12 protein-coding genes and 3 pseudogenes are annotated in these 19,250 nt (G+C 71.2%); 7 read left to right on the top strand and 8 right to left on the bottom strand.

Annotated elements, in window-relative coordinates:
- Positions 1-24: 24 nt before the first annotated feature.
- A pseudogene (locus tag IE273_RS43420) lies at positions 25-222 on the top strand (IS5/IS1182 family transposase); the annotation flags it as partial.
- A 104-nt stretch (positions 223-326) separates the two neighbouring features.
- Here IE273_RS43420 and IE273_RS11580 read toward each other — a convergent pair.
- Both IE273_RS11580 and IE273_RS11575 read right to left on the bottom strand, forming a co-directional pair.
- The gene (locus tag IE273_RS11580; RefSeq protein ID WP_189815056.1) at positions 327-728 is read right to left on the bottom strand and encodes a hypothetical protein; all 402 of its coding nucleotides are present in this window, start codon (positions 726-728) and stop codon (positions 327-329) included.
- A 128-nt stretch (positions 729-856) separates the two neighbouring features.
- Positions 857-1,216 (bottom strand): SH3 domain-containing protein, encoded by a 360-nt coding sequence (locus tag IE273_RS11575; RefSeq protein WP_189815055.1) that lies wholly within the window; start codon positions 1,214-1,216, stop codon positions 857-859.
- A gap of 816 nt (positions 1,217-2,032) precedes the next feature.
- Between IE273_RS11575 and IE273_RS11570 the strand changes: the two genes are divergently transcribed.
- Complete coding sequence (locus IE273_RS11570; RefSeq protein ID WP_229887168.1) at positions 2,033-3,022, top strand: XRE family transcriptional regulator; 990 nt, start codon at positions 2,033-2,035, stop codon at positions 3,020-3,022.
- Positions 3,023-3,142: 120 nt separating this feature from the next.
- Here IE273_RS11570 and IE273_RS11565 read toward each other — a convergent pair whose 3' ends face one another.
- Positions 3,143-3,667, bottom strand: a complete 525-nt coding sequence (locus IE273_RS11565) for a hypothetical protein (protein ID WP_229887167.1) — start codon at positions 3,665-3,667, stop codon at positions 3,143-3,145.
- 270 nt (positions 3,668-3,937) lie between these two features.
- Here IE273_RS11565 and IE273_RS11560 point away from each other — a divergent pair, with 270 nt between their 5' ends.
- Both IE273_RS11560 and IE273_RS11555 read left to right on the top strand, forming a co-directional pair.
- Positions 3,938-4,264, top strand: a complete 327-nt coding sequence (locus tag IE273_RS11560) for a trypco2 family protein (RefSeq protein WP_229887166.1) — start codon at positions 3,938-3,940, stop codon at positions 4,262-4,264.
- Positions 4,261-8,355, top strand: a complete 4,095-nt coding sequence (locus tag IE273_RS11555) for a S1 family peptidase (protein ID WP_189815053.1) — start codon at positions 4,261-4,263, stop codon at positions 8,353-8,355. The genes IE273_RS11560 and IE273_RS11555 overlap by 4 nt, the downstream gene beginning before the upstream one ends.
- A 406-nt stretch (positions 8,356-8,761) precedes the next feature.
- On the opposite strand, the gene IE273_RS11550 is transcribed toward IE273_RS11555, so the two are convergent.
- Positions 8,762-9,619: a hypothetical protein gene (locus IE273_RS11550; RefSeq protein WP_229887165.1), complete on the bottom strand. Its 858-nt coding sequence runs from the start codon at positions 9,617-9,619 to the stop codon at positions 8,762-8,764.
- A 201-nt stretch (positions 9,620-9,820) separates the two neighbouring features.
- On the opposite strand from IE273_RS11550, the gene IE273_RS11545 reads away from it, so the two are divergent.
- On the top strand, positions 9,821-12,163 hold the full coding sequence (locus tag IE273_RS11545) for an ATP-binding protein (RefSeq protein WP_229887164.1): 2,343 nt from the start codon (positions 9,821-9,823) through the stop codon (positions 12,161-12,163).
- Between the two features lie 269 nt (positions 12,164-12,432).
- Complete coding sequence (locus tag IE273_RS11540) at positions 12,433-13,206, top strand: HAD family hydrolase (RefSeq protein WP_229887163.1); 774 nt, start codon at positions 12,433-12,435, stop codon at positions 13,204-13,206.
- A 12-nt stretch (positions 13,207-13,218) separates the two neighbouring features.
- Here IE273_RS11540 and IE273_RS11535 read toward each other — a convergent pair whose 3' ends face one another.
- The 3 genes and pseudogenes from IE273_RS11535 to IE273_RS11525 all read right to left on the bottom strand — a co-directional run bounded on the left by IE273_RS11535 (position 13,219) and on the right by IE273_RS11525 (position 16,955).
- The gene (locus tag IE273_RS11535; protein ID WP_189815052.1) at positions 13,219-14,649 is read right to left on the bottom strand and encodes a gluzincin family metallopeptidase; all 1,431 of its coding nucleotides are present in this window, start codon (positions 14,647-14,649) and stop codon (positions 13,219-13,221) included.
- A gap of 1,399 nt (positions 14,650-16,048) precedes the next feature.
- Positions 16,049-16,446, bottom strand: a pseudogene (locus IE273_RS45475) (YbhB/YbcL family Raf kinase inhibitor-like protein); the annotation flags it as partial.
- A gap of 164 nt (positions 16,447-16,610) precedes the next feature.
- Entirely contained in the window at positions 16,611-16,955 is a 345-nt protein-coding gene (locus IE273_RS11525; RefSeq protein ID WP_189815051.1) for a MoaF-related domain-containing protein, read from the bottom strand.
- 851 nt (positions 16,956-17,806) lie between these two features.
- On the opposite strand from IE273_RS11525, the gene IE273_RS11520 reads away from it, so the two are divergent.
- The gene (locus tag IE273_RS11520) at positions 17,807-18,163 is read left to right on the top strand and encodes a hypothetical protein (protein WP_189815050.1); all 357 of its coding nucleotides are present in this window, start codon (positions 17,807-17,809) and stop codon (positions 18,161-18,163) included.
- 115 nt (positions 18,164-18,278) lie between these two features.
- Here the strand turns inward: IE273_RS11520 and IE273_RS45095 are convergent.
- Positions 18,279-18,563, bottom strand: a pseudogene (locus tag IE273_RS45095) (aminoglycoside phosphotransferase family protein); the annotation flags it as partial.
- Positions 18,564-19,250 lie beyond the last annotated feature (687 nt).

Genomic DNA, 19,250 nt, shown 5'->3' with positions numbered 1-19,250 from the left:
CGGTGAGCGATGTCGATGGTTCGCACGCGAGGCAGCAGCCCCCGTCTCGCTCGCCTCGGCATCGAGAACTCCACGGACCTGGGCCGACACCCCTGGATCGTCGAACGCCCCGTCGCCTGGCTCACCGGCTGCCGACGCCCGCACCGTCGCCACCAGCGCAAGCCCGACCACTTCCCGGCCTTCACCGCGCCGGCGGCTACCCTCATCCGCTACCGCGGACTCCCCCATGAAACGGCCTGTCAGGAGCCGTGGGTGCGGAGGGGCTCCTCCGCACCCGGTTCCTCCTGCCCGTGCATGCCGCGGCACGCGCGTGCTTGACGCACGTCTCAGAACGCCGTCGACGACTCACACGCCGAATCGGAAATGGGATACGTCTTCCCGTTGGTGTAGTAGTTTCCGCGCACCAGCGTGCACCACTTCTGGTTCCCGGAGCGGTTCGGCGCGGCTGCGGTGTCGGAGATGTGCGGCGCTGCGATCACGCCGGTCTCCGTGTCCCCCTCGAAGGCGCCGTCCGCCGTGATCGTCACCGTTATCTCCACGTCAGCCCACGGCGTGCAATAGGCATGGCCTGTCGCATAGACCGTGCCGTTCTTGTAGAACGGTGTGGCGGCCTGGGCGTAGCAGGAGGTCGCTGCCGCGTTCGAGGTGCCTGCGTGCGCGACACCCGTGGCGACTGAACCCGTGAGGGCCGCAGCGCACAGCAGTCCTGTGGCCACCTTGGTTTTCATGGATTCTCCTGTCTCGGTCGGAAAGAGGCTGCGTGCCAGGTGCCATGGGTGACCGGGCCGCGCTCAGCGCGCTCCTGCGTCGTCCCGGCCGGGACGACGCAGGAGCGCTGGTTCGGGAGAGCGTGAGGTCAACAGGACTTGTTCAGCGGGCTGTTGGGGCCGCCGTAGCTCTGCTCGATGTAGCCGGGCACCCCGGTCGTGGTGTCGGTGATACGCCACCAAACGGTCTCCAGCGGCCCCTTGGTGAAGCAGTACACGGTGACCTTGTGACCGATGTACCCGAGCCCGTTCACGTCCGCGTCGAGGCTCGGCGCGTTGCGGATCCTCACGCCGTCCACGTAGAAACGGCCGGACACCGCGCTCAACTTGGCGGAGACGGCCGGCACACCGCTCGACGCGTCCGCCCCGACGTCCGCCGCCGCGGTGCCGGTGAGGGCGAGGCCCAGGACAAGCGACGCTCCGAGCACGCCGATGGCCTTCTTGCGCATGTGATGTCCTTTCAGAGTCCGGTGCGGGTGACTTTCGTGCCGAAGACGGCAGATGCGTTCCTCGCTGCCTACGCGCCTGCTCACGCGGGTACGTCGACGCATTCCGCGACTAGCAGCTGGTTATGTAGCCCGGGGGGACCGACACTTTGTCGACCCTGATGTACGAGCTGTAAATCCACCCGAATGTGGTGTAGTACCAGAGATTTCCCGCAGTGTTCGTGTACTTGCAGTAGATCTCCACTCCGCTGTTGAGGGACCGATGGTCGGTGACCCTGCACTCGGCCGCGGGGCCGGTGTGAACGGCTGCGCGGTCCTTGATGATGGTGCCCTCCGCGTGGACCACGTCGGGTCCTTCCCAGCCGCAGTTCGCCTGTACGGCACGCGGTCGCGACGCCTCCGGAGCCGACTGTGCGGCCTGCGCGGGCGCGACGGAAATCCCCAGGGCCAGAACGGCACCTGCGGCACCTACGACTGAGTACGTCCAACTCGATTTCATGCTCCGCCTTTCTCGGGCCTGCCGCTGTCCGGGGATCGCCGTGCCGGCCCCGCCCGGGCAAGCGACCATGACTCCCCCCTGGGCCGGGCCTCCCGCCGTCCTCTGTACGGGGCCGGCCGGCGACAACAGCCCGAAGCGTCTCAATGGCGGTAGGCAGGATCAACCTGGTAGGGCGTTCGCGAATCTTCGGAACGTTGCTCACCAGCGTTCCGAACATGGCCGAACACCGCACCTGATTGACGAGTTCGGCCGAACCGCGTGCCCGTGCCGGCCGCTACCTTGGAGCGATGCCACAGGGTCGAGAGAGGAACAGGGCCGAGGTGCCGTCAGACGCACCGCGACCGGAGCAGGCCGGCACTCCGGAGGAGTTCACAGCAGCGTTGCGCGCGTTGCGGATCTGGAGCGGGTTGACCTACCGCCAACTGGAGGGGAAATCCTCGGCTTCCGGGGACGCCATGCCCGCCAGCACGATCGCCACCACCCTCGGCCGCAACACGCTGCCCCGCGAGCCGTTCGTCGCGGTGTTCACCCGCGCCTGCGGGCTCGATGAAGCCGACGTCGAGCGATGGCTGGACGCTCGCCGACGCCTCGCCTTGGGCCACGGGCGACCCGTCCCCCACAGCGGCGCTACCTCGTCCGACACGGACCTGGACGCGGCGACGGACCCCGCGGATGGTCCCGAGAATCCGTATCCGGGCCGCCGGCGTCACCTGTTGCACCTGCTCGCGGCGGCATTGATCGGCGCTGGAGCAGCGCTGGGTGGGCACGCGCTGCTGTCGGGCCTCGGTGGAAAGCACGAAACGGCGCGCGCGACACATCCGGTGCAGGGATTGTCCATCCTGGCCGTGGGCAGCTGGGCGCACATTCACCCCGCCCGCACACCACACCTCTGCCTCACCGAGGGAAGAGACCGGACGCACCGCTACTCCACGGCCGTCGCAGCACAATTCCCGTGCGGGAAAGCCGGCCAGCCGCGCACCTACATAGAACCTCTCGGTGACAACGTCGTGCAGATCCAATGGCATCACCCGAAGTACGGCATCGGGTGCCTCACCCTTCTACGCGACGGCCCGGGCCGCGATCTGATCGAACCCCGGGACGACTGCGCCGACGACGACCCCGCACAACAGTTCCGTGTCGAACAGATCGGCCCACCGGGCGCAGCCCATTTCCGTCTGCTCCCCGTCGCCACCCGGCAATGCCTTTCGCTCCGCGACCAAGACACCGAAGAGGGCACGGAAATCGTCCAGGGCCGCTGCTCCGGTGCGCGCGACCAGGAATTCCTCATCGCCCTCGTGCCGCCCTCATGAGCGCTGGTCGGCAGCCGGTGGTCCGGGCGTGACGGGGTGAGCGAACGCGAGCCGTGCCCCGGCGACTTACCGGATGAGCAGCAGGTTCATCGCGGAGGAGAGCGGAGGAACGCGCATCACCTACGCGACATCGGGCCGTGTCATCAGCGGCGACCGCACACGCAACGCCAGACTCGGACTGGTCAACGGCACGATGTTCCACGTCGCCGTCGCTGTCCCCGCGTCGGCGTCGACCGACAGCCGAACCCGGTGCGGTGTGGTGATGACGTAGAGCTCGGCGACGAACATGTCGCCCTGCAAGGCGCCGACCGCGACGACAGGGCGGCCGAGCGGCGAACTCTCCCGCCATTCGCCGTGGCCGACCTCGATGTCGAGGTGGGACCCGAGTCGACGGAGCCATCCATCGCCCACGGGATCGACGATCACCGTGGTTCCGTCGGGCAGGGCCGAACCCTCGGCGGAGGCGTCGAGTATCGCCCTGACGAAACGCTCCGGGGCCGCCGAACCCGGCACCGGTGCCCATGACAGCCGTCGCAGCCGATCGGCGGGGATCTCGTCGTCCGGGGTGCTTCCCGCGCCCTCCACGCCGGGCAGCAGGCACTCCCCTATCGCGTCGAGCACTGCCCAGCGGACCCCAGCGATCAACTGATCAGGTCAAACCCGAGCGGACCCCCGCGATCTTGACGCCGGCGATCGTGGTCGGCAGGCAGTGCGGGTGCGTGCTGTCTTTGTCCCGGACGACCTGAAGGAGCGCGTGGCTCCGTTGCTGCCGCCAGACATCCCTACCCGCGACCGCGAGCCTCGGAGATCCGCGAACCCCTGCCTGGCGGAACGGCCTTGGGGTTACCATCACCGTCGACGGCCGCCTGTGACCGCCCGGGAGCGTGTGGTCCGGCGAACCGCGGAGGAGGGTCAGTGAGTTCTTCGGAAGAGTTCCAGGAGATCGGCTTATCGGCTGCTCTGGGCGCGATTCGCCGCGAGTTGGCCGAGGCCATGGCGGAGGCGGAGCGAGAGGGCGGCCCGGTGCGCCTGGGCGTCAGTTCGCTGGAACTGGAGCTACAGACCACCCTCACCCGCAGCAGCGACCTCGACGGCGGGATCAAGGTCCACGTCATCTCGGCCGGGGGCAAGCGCTCGCACACCGACAGCGCGGTGCAGACCCTGCGGATCCAGCTGGACGCCCGCACCACGGCAGGCACCCCGGTAAAGACCAACGACCGGCTGCCCCAGCTGCCGCGATGACGGGCGGGCCGCCGGCCTCCCGGGCCGCCGTCGAGCCCTCCCGCGTCGCGCGCGTGGCCGTGTACGACCCCCGCCGGGAGAACTACGCCCTGGGCACCGGATACCGCATCTCCCACCGGCTGGTGCTGACCGCCGCCCACGTCGTCGAGGGCGACGGACACGTTCTGGTGGACCTCGACGGCGACGGCGAGTGGCCGCGTGCCGAGCGCGTGTGGCAGGACCGCGAGGTCGACGTCGCGTTGCTGCGGTTCGAGTCGGCACCGGCCACCACGGTGACGCCCGTGCACCTGGGCCGGGTGGACGGCACCGTGGCCGACCGGGTGAGCGCCGACGCGCTCGGCTACCCCGTCCACGCCCTCGTCGTCGACGACCTCACCGGACACCGGTACCGGGGCAGGCAGCACGTGCGCTGCCGGGTCGTCACCGCCGCGAGGGGGCGCCCCGACACCCTGCGCCTGGAACTCGACAGCACACCGGACCCCCACGCCTCCGGCGACAGTCCGTGGCGGGGGATGTCGGGTGCCGCCGTCGTCACCCGGGACAGCGGGCTGCTGGTCGGGGTCTTCCGCGAGCACGTGCCCGCGATGGGCGTCAGCGCGCACGATGCCACCGACCTGGCGGCCATCGACGACCCCCGGTGGTGCGAGCTGCTGCGTGCGGAAGGCGTACGCCCCGAACCGCGCCCGGCGCCACCGGACGGCTGGGACACCACCGGCGGCCACTTGGCTCTCCACCACCAGCACATGGCGGACCTGGCCGAAAACGAGACGGTGTTCACCCGGCACGCGCTGCCCTTCGTGGACCCGGCACCCGGGCATCCGGCGATCCCCGCGAACATCCTCACGAAGCTCGGCGAACTCGCAGGGGACGTCCTGGCGCCGCTCGGCGTGGTGCTCACCGGTCCGGCGGGCACCGGCAAGAGCCGGATCTGCCTGGAGACGGCCCGGCTGGCCGACCAGGAGGACTGGCTGGTCGTCCACCTCGACGACGACGTCCCGCTGGACGCCGCCTGGTCGTGCGTGCACCCCCTCGCACAACGGATCCTGCTCGTCGTGGACGACATCGTCTCGCTCACCGAACTCAGCAGACGCGTCGCGGACCGGCTGTGCTGGGCCGCCGACAACAAGGGCGTCAAGCTGGCCGTACTCGTCGCCGCCCGGACGACGGCCTGGCGCCGGCTCCGGGACAAGCTTGAGCCGTTCTTCCACTGCGTCGAAGCGCCCGCCGACCCGGCCTACCACGCCGGCGTCCGACGCGCCGCGGTACGCGCTCTGGCCGGCCCGGCGGTCCAGCAGATCGGGGAGCGGCGCACGATGCGGCTCTGCGGCGGGCCGCCGGCGATGGCCCTCCACCTGGCGCACCTGCGTGGTCTGCAAGCCGCCCGCGGCCAGGACCTGCGTCGCGCCGTTCCGCTCCACGCGCGCAGCGTCACCGTGTGGATGGGTGATGTGCTGGACGAGGAGGGCCTCGCCGGGCCCGGCGTCCGGTCGGCGGCCGGCCTCTGGGACGAGGAGCCGCCGCCCTCCCGCCTCCTGATGGACTCCGCCAGGGCCGTGGCCGCCACCCCCTGCACGTTCGACGAGCTGGCCGGTGTCCTCGGCCGGGACACGGCGGAGCGGTGCGCCACCGAACTGCGCCTGAGGGGAGTGCTGGAGGAACGCGGTGGCGAAGTGCGCATGATGCACGGCCTCTTCGCCGACCAGCTGCTGGCGCGCGCCCTCCTGAGGGCGGACGAGGCAGCCGTACGCCACGAGGCCCTGGGAACGGTACTGGACACGGGCCTCGCCCATCCGCGGCTGTTCGGCAACGTCCTGCGGGCCCTCACCCAGCTCCACGACGCACTGGGTGAGACCCGGGACGAGCTGCTCCCCGAAGCCATCGGGCAGTGGTTCGGGGAGGCGGACGGAGCACGGACCCGGCGGGCCGGCGAGCTGATCACCGCCGACCCGCAGGGCCGGGCCCTGCTCACCCTGTTGCGCGGCCGGCCCGGGCGGCACCTCGCCCAGCGGTTCCCGCAGCAGATCGTCGAGCCCTGGCTCCGCGCCAACTACCTCCACCCCGGGGCCCGTCACGCCCTGGTGGCCGTGCGGTCCCACCTCGACGCCTCCCGCAGCCTGGCGTACCTCATGGGCTGGATCGACAAGAACGCCGTCCTTCCGGAAGCGGCCTACGTCTTCCACCACGCGGTTCCCGCCGCCGACGCGCACCCGGCCTTCAGCGAGTGGACCGTCGACAGCATGTACGAGTACCTCACCCGCAACTGGGACCGCGTCGAGGCCTCGCGCGTCTACGACCGCCTGCTGGACACCGCCAAAGGGCTGGCCCTGACCGAGGGCGACCCGCGCGCCCCGCAGGTGGTCGGCTGGGCCCTCGTCTGGCTGCGCCACCATCCCAACAGGCCCGAAGCGGGTTACTTCGCCCCCCAGCTGGTGCTCCGGCCCGAACTCACCGGCCGACGACTCGCCGCCACGGCGCAGTACCTGCTCGACACCGTGGTCCCCCGGGACCCCGGCCACGCCAGCTACTCCCTGGAGCCGCTGCTCAAACGACACCGGTTGCGCCGGGACCTGCCCCACCCGGTCTTCAAACGGACGGTCAAGGACGCGCTGGCCTGGCTGGAGGACGAGAACCTCGGTCTGCTCGCCGAGGCCGCCTACGTACTGGGGGAACTCCTGCGCCGCGAGCTGCCCGGCCGCGACGACGCCCCCCGTGCCGCCCAGTGCGCCCTGCGCTGGCTGGAGACGCGGGCGACCCATCCGGACGCCTGGCGGGTGCTCACTCCGCTGCTCACCAAGGTCCGCAAGCCCACCGCACGCGCCGAGGCGATGCTCACCGCCGACGAGTGCGCGGAACTCGCCGACCACGCGGTGGCCTGGCTGCGCGAGCCCGGTGCGGAACCCCGCAACAAGGTCAGCCTGCTGGGCGCCCTGCTCCGTACCCGGCTCCTCGACGACGCGGAGGTACTGCCCCACCTCGTCAGGCAGGCCCTGGCGCTGTTCCGGGAATCCCCCGTCCCCACCACGGCCCGCAGCCTGCTGCCACCGCTCCTGGCCAAGGATTCGCTTCCGGTACAGGACAAGGACGCCGTGTTCGAGGCCGCCTTCGACTACCTCCGGCACCATCCCAGAAGCGAGCACACCAGCTATCCGCTGACCGTGCTCGTCTCCCGTCACGGCCTCACCGAGCAGCAGTTCCGGGACGTCATGACCGCCACCCTCGACTGGATCGACGCCCACCCCAGACAGACCAGCGCCTTCCGGCTCCTGGCCGGCGCGCTCAGCAGCCCCTCGGCGGGGGCGGCCGAACGCAGCAGGCTGGCCGGCCGCGTCATCGAGATGCTCTCCGCCGAACTCCTCGCCACCGAGGCGCAGCACCACCTCACCAAGCGTCTCCTCAAGCACCGGGACGAGATAGTCCCCGAATGGAACCGCTTCGTGGCCCGCGCCTGTCAGCTGCTGGCAGCCGCCGGCTTCCCCCCGTCCGGCCTGACCGCGCTGAGCCCGATGCTCAAGGGTGCCGACCGGCTGGACCAGCCGACGAGGGACGCCCTGTGCGCGACCTGTGCCGCCTGGTGCGAGGTCCGCCCCCTGTCCTCGACCGCACTCACCCTCCTGCGCACCGTACTCACGAGCCGCCCGCTCTCCCCGTACGCCCGGCGCACCGTCTCCGCGGCCGGTTGCCGGATGGTTTCCCCGGCCACGGCGGGCAAGCAGGAGGGCGGCGGGCTCCTCCTCGAACTCCTGCGGCAGGGCGACCTCGCCGCCGTCCCGGCGGCCGATGCCGACGGCGGGTCACCGATCGAGAAGGTGGTGCGCGTCTCGCTCGACTGGCTGGACGCCTGGCCGGAGGACGGCCGGGCCACTGCTCTGCTGCACCAGGTGACGTACAGGCTGCGGCACAAATCCGGCACGCCGGCCAGGCCCCGTCCCGGCACCGCCCAGGGCCGGGACGAGCCGGCCGCCGCGCAGGCGACGGAACGCGCGATCCACCACTGGGAGACCTGGCTGGCCGCACACCCCGACGCCACCCACCCGGAGCGCGCGACCGCGGAGGAACACCTGCGGCACCTGCGGAGCATGGTGCGCGGGTAGGGCGACCGACGGGCATGGTGCGCGGGTAGGGCGGGGCTGGCGGGGCATGGTGCGCGCGTCAGGCGTCTGCCGCCGTACGGCGGCAGACGCGCCCCATGTCTGCGACGCGCCCGGCGAAAACGTGGGCCCACCGTCGACGGCCGCGCGTCGCGATGCGCGCGCTGCTGGGGTCGGGTGGTCTCGCTGCCGGCGCGGCGCCGCCTTGCGTTCCGGAGGCGGGCCCGATGGTCCTGCCGGGCGGAACGGCGGGTACGGCCACACTCGCTCCGGAGCGGTCGGCGGCGCGGCGGGCAGGGTCCGGATCACCCTTTGCCACAGGTCACATAGGCAGTTCCATGGCCGGATGCTCTGCGAAGCAGGGCGCGACGTCGACGCCCACCTTGCCCACCCGGCATCCCACGTTCCGTCATCGCTCGCGTCCGCCATGTCGCTCACCGCGCAGGGCGGAACCGCCGGCGAGCAGGATGCCCAGCGCCAAGTAGTCCGATCCGGGGCGATGGGCGGGCATGAACACCTCCAGCCGGTCCCCTTGGGTGCGATAGCCGGCCTTCGTCGCCCGGGCCGAAAGGGCCCCGCTGCCGATGTGCTCCGCCAGCCCCCGTACATCGAGCCGGACGCCGCTGCCCGGGCCGGCGGAGACGAGGGTGATCCGGGACCAGGGCACCGCCCCGGGGAAGGGGGCGAGCGTCAGGCCCTCATCGGTGAAGGTCAAGGCGCCCCAGTGGAAGGCGCCGCCCGCGCCGAGCTCGTCCAGACGGCGTTGCGCGAGGGCCGCGGCGACGGCTTGCGTCGCGGTCTTGACGAAGCGTTCACCGGTGTCGGGGGTCGCCCTCGAGAACATCCGCCAGAAGCCCGACTCCTCGCGAACCTTGACGTAGTCCAGGCCCCTGACACGGATCCGGCCGCCCGCGTACGGACGGATCACGGTCTTGAGCACGTCGTGCGAGTGCCCCAGGTTGAAGTGGACGGACACCCGGGTCGAGGCGACGGACGCGATCTCCTGCCACGTGTACCGCAGCGTGCGGCGCCCGGGCCGGCGCAGCTCGAAGCCGTGCTCGTACGCACGGATCCGGATCCGGGTGTGCCGGACGCAGAGGGCGACGCACACCGCGCCCGCCCCGAGCACCGCCCAGAACGCGAGGCGGAACGAGGACTCCTCGTCGTAGTGGTCACCGGCGAGGGTGCACAACACGATGAACGAGATCACGAGCGGGACCAGCAGAGTCAGGGGCCTGCGGGGGAAGGTCCCCTGATAGGTCCACACCCGCTCTCCCAGCTGTCCGGCTCGCTCCCGCCCTGCCACCGCGCCTGCCGACAACGCACACCTCGCATGATCGTCCGATACCGCGTCGCCGAGTCTGCGGCGGGCGGGCGCGCGGGGAAACGGGAGAACTACTCAATTCCTGTGCGGCTACGGTGCCGTGCCGTGCCGGTGCCGCCGGGTGCGTCCGTAAGATGGCCGCTCATGGAAAGGGAGCCAGCCATGGGGGCGTTCGCCGGCCTCGGCGGCGAACTGACGTCGCTGATCGGGCGGCGGACGGAGACGGCCCGGATCGCACGGCTGCTCTCCGGCGCGCGTCTGGTCACGCTCAGCGGGGTCGGCGGCGTGGGCAAGACCCGGCTGGCGCTGCGCGTGGCGGCGAACGCGACGCGCTCCGCCTTCCCCGACGGCGTGTACGTCGCCGAACTCGCCGCCCTGCGGGACCCCGAGCAGCTCGCACCGAGCGTCCTCGGCACTCTCGACGTGGCCAACCCGGGGCGCCCCGGCGCCGACGCGACGGCCGCCCTCGTCGCCCGGCTCTGCGAGCGCCGCGCCCTGCTGGTCCTGGACAACTGCGAGCACCTGATCGACGCGTGCGCCCGCCTGATCGACGCGCTGCTGCGGGCCGCCCCCGGGCTGCGCGTCCTGGCGACCAGCCGGCAGCCCCTCGGCATCGCGGGCGAACAGGTCTTCCCCGTGGAGCCGTTGCCGGTGCCGGACGCGGACCAGGGGCACGGCGTACGCGCCCTGAGCGACAATCCGGCCGTCGCGCTGTTCGCCGACCGGGCCGCCGCCGTACTGCCCGGCTTCACCGTGACCGAGTCCGATGCCGCTGCGGTCGCCGAGCTCGTACGCCGTCTGGACGGGCTGCCCTTCGCGATCGAGCTGGCCGCGGCCCGCATCCGGAGCCTGACGCCGCACGAGATCCTGGAGCGGCTCACGGACCGGTTCGCGCTGCTGACCGGGGGCAGCCGCGTCGCCGTCGACCGGCAGCGCACCCTGCGCGCGCTGATCGACTGGAGCCACGAACTGTGCACGGAGCGCGAACGGCTGCTGTGGGCGCGGGCCTCGGTGTTCCGCGGCGGCTTCGACCTGGAGAGCCTCGAACGGGTCTGCGCGGACCCCGAACTGCCGCCCGCCGCCCTGCTCGACACCCTCGACGCGCTCGTGGTCAAGTCGCTCGTCAACTGCCGCCATGAGCGCGGGCGTGCGCGCTACCACATGCTGGAGACGGTACGGGAGTACGGGCACGAGCGGCTGGCCGCATCCGGCTCGCTCGACGCGATCCGCCGCCGCCACCGGGACCGGTACGCCGAACTGACCGCACGGGCCGGGCAGGAGTGGTTCGGTCCCCGGCAGGTCGACTGGTTCACGCGGCTGCGCCTGGACCACCCGAACCTCCGTGCCGCCCTGGAGTTCTGCCGGGAGCGGCCCGGACAGGCACGGGCCGGTCTGGCCCTGGCCGTGTCACCCCGGCACTACTGGATCACCGCGGGTCTGCTGTCCGAGGGCCGCCGCTGGCTCTCGCGGCTGCTCGCCGCCGACCACGCGCAGGACCACGGCGACGACGCGGCCGGCCCGGGCGCCGCCGTCCGCGTACAGGCCCAGGTCACCGACACGTATCTGGGCATGCTGCAAGGCGATCCGGAGGCCGATGTGCGGCGCGCGCTCGCCACGTGTGAGGCGGCGGCACGGCGCGGCGGCCACCGGCGGGAGTCGGCGTGGGTATGGCACCACCACGGGATCCTCGCCATCTGGACCGAGGACTTCGCCGGCGCCGCAGAGCTGTTCGCGCGGGCGAGCGCCGAGTTCCGCGCGCAGGGCTGCCTGGACGCGGCCCTCGAATGCCGGGTCAAGTTCGCCATCGCGCACGCCTACGGAGGTGACGTCGCCGCGGCCGACGAGGCGTGCGACGAGGTCGAGGCGGCTGCCCGCGCGCACGACGAGTCATGGCTGCACGGCATGGCCCTGCTCGCCCGCGCCCTGCTGGCCCGGCGCGCGGACGCGCCCGTCGACGCGATCGCGAACGCCAGGGCGGCCATCGCCCGGCTGCGCCCGTTTCAGGACTGGTGGGACGTGGCCATGTGCGTGGAGGTCATCGCGTGGAGCACCCAGGACGCCCCGCGGCGCGCGGCCCGGCTCCTGGGCGTGCTGCACATGCTGTGGGAGTCGGTGGGCGGGCGGCTCGGCTCGGCACCGTTCATGCGCGCACAGCACGTGCGCTTCGAGGCCGCGGTACGGGAGGCGCTGCCCGCCGCCGGCTTCGACCGGGAGTTCCGCCGCGGCGCGCGCGCCACCGTGGACGAGGCGATGGCCTACGTACTGGACGACGCGGCCGGGGTGCCGGGGCTGACGCGGCGCGAGAGCCAGGTCGCGGAGCTGGTCGCCGAGGGCCTCACCAACAAGGACATCGCGGCGCGCCTGACGATCGCTCAGCGCACCGCGGAGAACCACGTCGAACGCATCCTCGGCAAGCTGGGCTTCACCTCGCGCACGCAGCTGGCGGTATGGGCGTACGAGCGGCGCACCGAAACCGCGGGGAGCTGACGGCGGCCTCACGCGGTCGGTGACATAGGGCCTGGACGGGTGAGGCACACCCCGTGCACGGGTGCGGCAGATCGCGTCGGCGGCCGTCTCCTCCCCGGTGGGTGACCGCGGCAAGGAACTGCGCGGCCGGCGAGCGGCCTGGCCGGCACGAAGCCACCGGGCCACCGAACGAACGACCCGGCGAACGTTCCCGGCCTCCGGCCACATTCCAGCACGTCTCACCCGGGTGGACCCGACTCGGGGGCGGCCGTCGTGGGGAGGCACTCCACATGTCTGTGATCTTCTTCGACGTCGGGGCGACCCTGGCGGATGCCCGTGTGGAATCCGACGGTTCTCTGACACTGCGCCCCCGACCGCGCGTCATGGCCGTGCTCGACGCACTCCACGATGTACGCACCGGCATCATCTCCGACCCCGGACCGGGCGCCGGCGCCGCGTCACGCGCCGCGGCGGCGCTGCACGAGACGTTCCCCGGCCGGTTCACGGACGAGGCACTCGTGCACTGGGGGGCGAAGGACGGTCGAGGGATCTTCGACCGGGCGGTCGCCGGCGCGGGGGAGGCCACGGCCGGCGACTGCGTCTTCGTGGGCGACGACGCCCGGGAGCGCGCGTTCGCCCGCGAGGCGGGCATGCGCACGGCGGCCGACCCGGTGTTCGCGCGCGCCGCGACGGAGAACCGCCCAGTGCACCGGGCGTGGGTCGAGGTGCCGGACGGCCGCGGGCTGCCCGAGCTGACCACAGCCGTGAACGACACGGAGGCCGTTGTCGAGCGGAGCGTCTCCGAACGGCTCGTGCTCGCGATGGTGACCACGCGGGGCGCCGAAGCGCTCGAACGCGCCGGCTTCCCGGTGGACCTGCAAGAACTGGTGGACGGCGCACCGATGGACGACGCCGAGCGCCGGGCGTCCGAGAAGTTCATCAGTGATCTGCTGGCGCGGGGCGAGGCGGTGTACGAGGGCGAGGAGCCCACGCCGCGCACGACGCACGTCGTCCGGAGCGAGGACGACGGACGGCTCACCGTCCGTCGTCTGCGCTTCCGCTGACCCGGCCGACACTCAGTCGAAGCACCGCCGGACCAGGGCGAGACCCTCACCGGTCGTGCTCCGGATGACCTCGTGGGTCTTCAGCCGGGAGGGGCTGTCGTCGACGAGCGCCACGGCGGTCCGATGCTCCTCGGGCACGTGGACCCGGCCCCGCCGGAAGAGGTCCTCAAGGTACGACGTGGCGACCTGCTCGGGGTCGGCGGGCCGCACCGAGCCGCCTGCGGGGTCGGAGCTCGCGATGCCGAAACGTCGTTCCTGCGCCGGGGCGGACAGGGTGAGGGGCTGGGTGACGCCGTACGACGTCCCGTGCACCGTGACGGCCGTCAGCCCCTCCTCCTCGCTGCCGCCCGGCGTCGCGTCCGTCATCCCGGCGCCCCGGCGAGCCACCTCCGGCTCGGTGATGGCCGTGGCGGCCTCCAGGGAGAGGATGCCGTGGCGGATGAACGCCGAGCGCAGGGGCGAGCCGTATCTGCCGCCGTTGCGGCGCTGGTCCGCGGCGATCATGTGACCCGCGACCTGCGCGTAGTAGGCGGACACCACGGGCGCGGCCACGACGGCGTCCACCAGCAGCTGTCCCGCGATCTCGGCCGCCTTTGCCAGGCCGGCCTGGTCCTGTAGGTCCTGCTGGCGGAAGATCCCCGCGAGGATCTTCAGGAACGCGCCGCTGAACACACGGGAGAACGAGTGCGGCTCGCTGCACAGCGTGTTCGCGGGCCCGCTGGGCGGCAGGTGCACCGGGTCGCGGTAGAAGAAGCTGTTGGCCATGTTGCGCAGGCAGTCCGGGTCGACCGCGTTCGGGTGGCCCTGCCGGATCGCGGCGCCCAGTTGCTCGGCCATCCTCGACACCCGTGAGGACAGCTCCAGGTCGCTCTGTGTCTCGGCCAGTACCGCGATCCTCAGCGGTTCCAGCCGGAGCGAGGTCAGCAGTGCGCTGATGTCGCCGAAGGCTTCGTGGAGGGCGGCCGTCTCCGCGCTCGCGGCGTTGAACAGCTGGGGGCGCAGGGCGTCGAGGACCCCATGTCCCGTCTCGTGCGCGACGACCTCGGGGCTCTCACAGGCGGCGACGGTGACCCCTGCCACCGTGCTGCGGAAGAACCACAGGCCCTTGCGGTCGTAGAAGGCGTTGAGGTCGACTCCCGCGTCGAGGTGCGCGGTGAGGGCGCGGCCGGCCGTCGGGTGCCACTGGGTTCCGGTGGGAACCAGCGGACCCCAGGTCTGGGTGGCCCTGCTGAGGGCATCGGCCGCCACCCAGTAGCGGAACGCCTCGGTGCCCGGCCCGGCACCGTCCGGCTGCGGCGCGGCGTCCGCGATGGCCGTCGGGAACGGCTGCGTGTCGAGCTGGGGAACGGGATGCGGTACGGGCATGTTGACCCGGGGAGGAAATCCCGGGTCGTCCTCGTACACCAGAACCGTAGGAGTCGCTGTCTGTTGCTGCACCGTCATGGTGGCTCCCTGAGAGGGGAGAGGTTGCAGATGATGGAAGTTGACGGGGAAACCTGTGCCAGGAGCCCGTCCTGTTCAGTACGAGGCCGCGGCGGCCCGGCGTCAATTCGAACAAGGCGGGTGGGTCCCTCCGGTCGGTGGGCCGTGACGGCCGGACAGGCGGTTCTCCCCGGCCCGATGGCCGGTGCGCACTGCCTGAGGACCGGGTGAACGAGATGACGGCCGGACGAGTGACGGAGCCGACGTGAGCCGCTTACGGCCACGAGGTGATCGTTCGCCCTGACCCCCCACGGCTGGATCGGCCTTGCCGGGCCGACGCCGTCTCCAGATGTCCGGTGGCCTGCCCCTCGCACTGCTTCTTCAGGAGCCGGATCGCCTCATGGTCATCGAGTCATATCGCGTCCCTTCGATGGACGCGATATGACTCCATTCGGGATCTTGCGCCGAGGCGCGGGCCCGCCGGCGAACCACCCCGAAGTGACTGCCTCCTGACCTCGCGCCTTCTCCATCCCTCGATGCCTCGGTGGGTGAAGTACACACCGGCTCCGAACTCAATGCCCCTCCTCAGCGCCGGTGTCCGCTTCACCGACAACGCGTGCCTGGCTTTCCAGCGTTCCTGTGCTGTGCGCCCGTGCGGTGCGGCTGCGCCTACAACACGTGCCCCGTCACTGAAAACGTGCTGGTCCGCGCTCTGCAAGGACCTGTTTCAGGCGTTGCCCGGACGTCGTCATGCTGTTCGATCCACCTGATCAGCCGCCGTCGTATCCGTGACCCTGAGCTCGCAGGGGCGGCGAGGACAGCCCGCAGCTTCATTGAAGGGAGAAGGAAGCATGGGACTCACGGAGCCGACGAGCGATGCCCACCATGCGTCCACGCCGGCCGGCACCGGCCGGGAGCCGACAGTTTCAACCGCCACCTCCCAGGTTGGACGTCCCACGAGGCGACAGCGGTGTCTGCGGTCTCTGGGCCGCACAGCAAGTCACGGACTGGTCTATGGCCTGGCGTCAGCGTCCGGCAGTGCCATCGTGAGCGGCTTGGTCTGGTGGAGCCAGCGATAGCCGACTCGGGCCGGCGCATCGAGCCCGGCGACTCGGACGACTTCGGTATCGAAGGTTGCCGGAGTGGGCGCAGAGTCGGATGGCGCCGGTCGCTCCTGGCGGGCCGGGCATCACAGTCGGGTACCTCCGCGACGCCGACGCCCTCGCGCAGTGGCGGAGCAACGCCGAGCACCGCGCGGAGCAACAGCGCGGGCGAGCCGAGCGGTACCAGAGCTGCACGCTGCACGTGGCGAAAGCGGAGCGGAGCCACGGGTTCACGTGAGCGTAGGCTCCGCGGAGCCCGACAGCAGGCTGACCGATCGAAGTCACCTCCTGGTCCGGCGAGCACCGTTCAGCCAGGCTGTCCGGTAGATGTGTTCGCCGCTGCCGGCGGGCGGGGCGGCTCCCACGTACCGCCGCAGGCCGGCGTCGTTGGCGAGCTGCCAGGCCTTCTCCGGCAGTCCGGCACCCGGCTCGTCGCCGGCCCCGGCGGGCAGCTCGCTGACCGTGGCCGGGATGTCGGCGACGGCCCAGTGCCAGAAACCGCTGCCGGTCGGGGCGGTGGGGTCGTGGACGGTGACGGCGAAACTCCGGGTCTCCTCGGGGAAGCCCGACCAGCTCGGCCGGGGCGAGGTGTCGGTGCCGCCGGCGCCGAAGACACCGCTCGCCCGAGGCAGCGCAAGCCTTCCGCCGTCGCTGAAGTCAGCATGGCGAGCGCGGAGGAAGGAACCTTCGCGACGAGATCGAAAGGAGTGGACATGGGCTGTCCTCTCGACATGCGAACGCGATCGTCGCGACCGGCCTGCGTCGTCGCGGACGGACCGGGCGGGCGTCAGGCAACCAGTCGATCGCCTGACGCCTCCGCGGCCCGCCGCGACAACCGCCCGGTCGGACCGACTGTGCGGAACGAACGCGCCGCAGTCGTCAGTCCAGCGGCTTGATGGTGCCGGTGAGTGCCAACGGGGTGCCGTCCGGCAGGGTGATGCGCGAGTGGACCACACCGCGCTCGAAGTCCTCCAGATGAGTGATGGTGGCCCCGGACACCTCCTTCCAGGATGTGAGGAACACGTCAGGCCGGATCTCCACCGCGTTGATGGCCACCGTCTCCACGTAGCCGTCCGGCACCAAGCCGCCGTCGGCGACGACGGTGAAGGTCATACGTTCGTCGGATTCGAAGTGCTCTTCCAGGGTCAACTGGCCCAGGTCGACGAAGTACCGGAGCTGGTCAACCGCTCCTGTGGCATGACATACCTTCCTGAGGGGACTCATGTGGTCCCCATGAGGTTTTCTCAGGTCCGGCACGCGGCCATCCGTCATCCGACCTACCACTCCGCATCGCCGGTCCGGGCTCGGGCGGCGGTCGTCGCACCGTGGTGCCGTGGCGGTCGCAGGTTGCCCTGACTCCGGCGTCGTGTCGCACGAACGCACCCGGCAACGAAGACTCCGCCCGACAGCCGCTCCCGCGAGGACACCCCGGGGAGGCCATGGGCTGATGCGGCACCGAATCCGGTAAGTCCGGTGCCAAGACGCCCCGCTCACAGCGCGGCTCCGTGGCGAGGGTGTCCTGGGTGCCCTGAGCGACCCATTGCACCGGTACGGCCCGGCACGGCGGCCGTTGACCGGCCGGAGTTCGGTCGGTGACGCTTCCCGCGACAAGGGAGTGATCACCGTGGCGGACCACCACCCGCCGTTGGACCGGTGCCGTACACCCTGCGGCATCCGGTACGGGCTGACGCGGAGGCTTCTCCTCGCCATCGTGGACGACACATGAGGGTTCGTCAGGCCCGTTCCACCGTCGGTGGGAGGCGCCTCCCGCAGTCCTGGCGCCCCTCAAGAAGCCGGCAACTCCTCCGTGAACGCACCACACCAATGCAACCCAGGTTGAAGGGCTCACCGGAGCTCACGGCCGTGGAAGACTGAGACACATGCGAGGGTGGGCAGAAAGCGCAGCGGCATTCCTGGTGTGCCCGTTGGTGATGCTGGCCGTCGGCTGCTCAACGTCGACGCCCCGCCAGCCGGTTTCGCCACCCTCTGCAACAAGTCGGTCGGATGCCGCCGACTCGACGGACGCAGCTTGCCAGGAAACCGCATCGGTCCCCTCCGACTCCGTACCAGCCGCCGTGCACGACTTTGACAAGGCCATGGATTGGTACGGCGCCCACGACCTATGGGTGACCAAACCGTCTCTTCTGGATCGCACGGACGAACCCGAAGACGGCTACCGTACGAAGTACGCCTCGATAACCCTTGACGCCCGAGGACGGGTGACGGGCCAGAAGGGCGCCCCGCGCGTCCAAGTCGAACGACTGGACGCGCCCGGCTCCGTGAGCGGCAGCACCGGCGGACTTGCCACCGCTGACGGTGACCGGCAGTGGTGGCCGACGGTCATCGCCTTCCCGGCGGCGGGCTGCTGGAGGGTGACCGAAACACTCGGCTCTACCGAAGTCAGCTTCACCATGCGTGTCGGGGCAGACTGAGCGCATTCGTGCTCACAGCCTCGGGGTGGCTGACTCGAGCCAGCCGATGATGGCGGTTGTGAGGGGAAGCCGGACCCGACGTTCGGTGCGGGTCCCCGCCCCGGACCGCCTTGGCTCAGCCCAGCGCGTCCATCGGGGTGGTGACATAGGCATCCAGCCGCTCCTCCACGTCTCGCGTCGTCGACTCTGCCCCTCCCGCGCCACCAACTGCACTTCTTGCGCACCCGTCAGGCCGTCCCGTCGGCCTCGTCATACGCCCGGCGAACCGCTGACCCCGCGCCGGGCCGTGCGGCAGCGCGAGATCACCGGAACAGTGCGCCACATCGAGAGCCGCCGGGCCCCAGGAGGTAGCCGTCCAGCCGACGACGCCGGTGATCCGCACACCTGCTGACCCTGAGGGCAGCGACCTCTGTCATGCGCGTGAGTGACGGTTTCGGCCCGGTCCTGCGCCCCCGGTTCCCGGCGCAGACGGCGTGCTGGTGGGCGCGGCAGAGAGTGGAGCCCACCGAGACGGTCCAAGCGGATCGGCCGGCATCAGCGGCGTGGTCCGGTCCCACATGGCGTCAGTGATCACTGATCGGACCGAGACGTCCGATCAACTGCTCAGCCGACCAAAGAGTCACGTTCTGGCTCGGTTCACTGGTTCCGGAGCCGCAGTGCGTTCTCGCAGCCGGCGGAACACGTCCGCATGGGCGGATTTGGGGGAGAGGGTGTAGGCGACGATGATCAGGCCGGGGTCGGCGGGGATTTCGAGGGCGTCGTAGTCGAGGTCGAGACACTCCCAGCGTCCTGACAGCGCCGGCAACCGCGCTACGGCTCGACGACGCGCAGCGCCACTACGTCTTCGGCCTGCTCTCCCCCTGCCGATGCCGGCGACGAATGCGCCGCATCTTCCACACACGCTCTGAAGCGTCTGAAGACAGCGGCCATTACCCGAGTTCCGGCCGGCCCGCTCCCGTCGCCCACGTGGCTGCTGCCTGCAAGTATGGATCCTTTTCACGAATGCGGCCATGGGTTCTTGATCAGCGGTATGCACCGGCTGAGGCGCCGCACGTCGAAGACGGTAACCGCGATCTTCCATGCGACC

Origin of the sequence: Streptomyces olivaceoviridis (genome assembly GCF_014650115.1) — a bacterium.
Classification (GTDB): Bacteria; Actinomycetota; Actinomycetes; order Streptomycetales; family Streptomycetaceae; genus Streptomyces; species Streptomyces olivaceoviridis.
The sequence above is the reverse complement of the archived record's forward strand: the minus strand, read 5'-3'. Positions and strand labels throughout refer to the sequence as shown.

Bases quoted from the DNA above. Each gene is read 5' to 3' on its own strand.
- IE273_RS11580 (WP_189815056.1), bottom strand. From the start codon at position 728: ATGAAAACCAAGGTGGCCACAGGACTGCTGTGCGCTGCGGCCCTCACG.
- IE273_RS11575 (WP_189815055.1), bottom strand. From the start codon at position 1,216: ATGCGCAAGAAGGCCATCGGCGTGCTCGGAGCGTCGCTTGTCCTGGGC.
- IE273_RS11555 (WP_189815053.1), top strand. From the start codon at position 4,261: ATGACGGGCGGGCCGCCGGCCTCCCGGGCCGCCGTCGAGCCCTCCCGC.
- IE273_RS11545 (WP_229887164.1), top strand. From the start codon at position 9,821: ATGGAAAGGGAGCCAGCCATGGGGGCGTTCGCCGGCCTCGGCGGCGAA.
- IE273_RS11540 (WP_229887163.1), top strand. From the start codon at position 12,433: ATGTCTGTGATCTTCTTCGACGTCGGGGCGACCCTGGCGGATGCCCGT.
- IE273_RS11535 (WP_189815052.1), bottom strand. From the start codon at position 14,649: ATGACGGTGCAGCAACAGACAGCGACTCCTACGGTTCTGGTGTACGAG.
- IE273_RS11525 (WP_189815051.1), bottom strand. From the start codon at position 16,955: ATGAGTCCCCTCAGGAAGGTATGTCATGCCACAGGAGCGGTTGACCAG.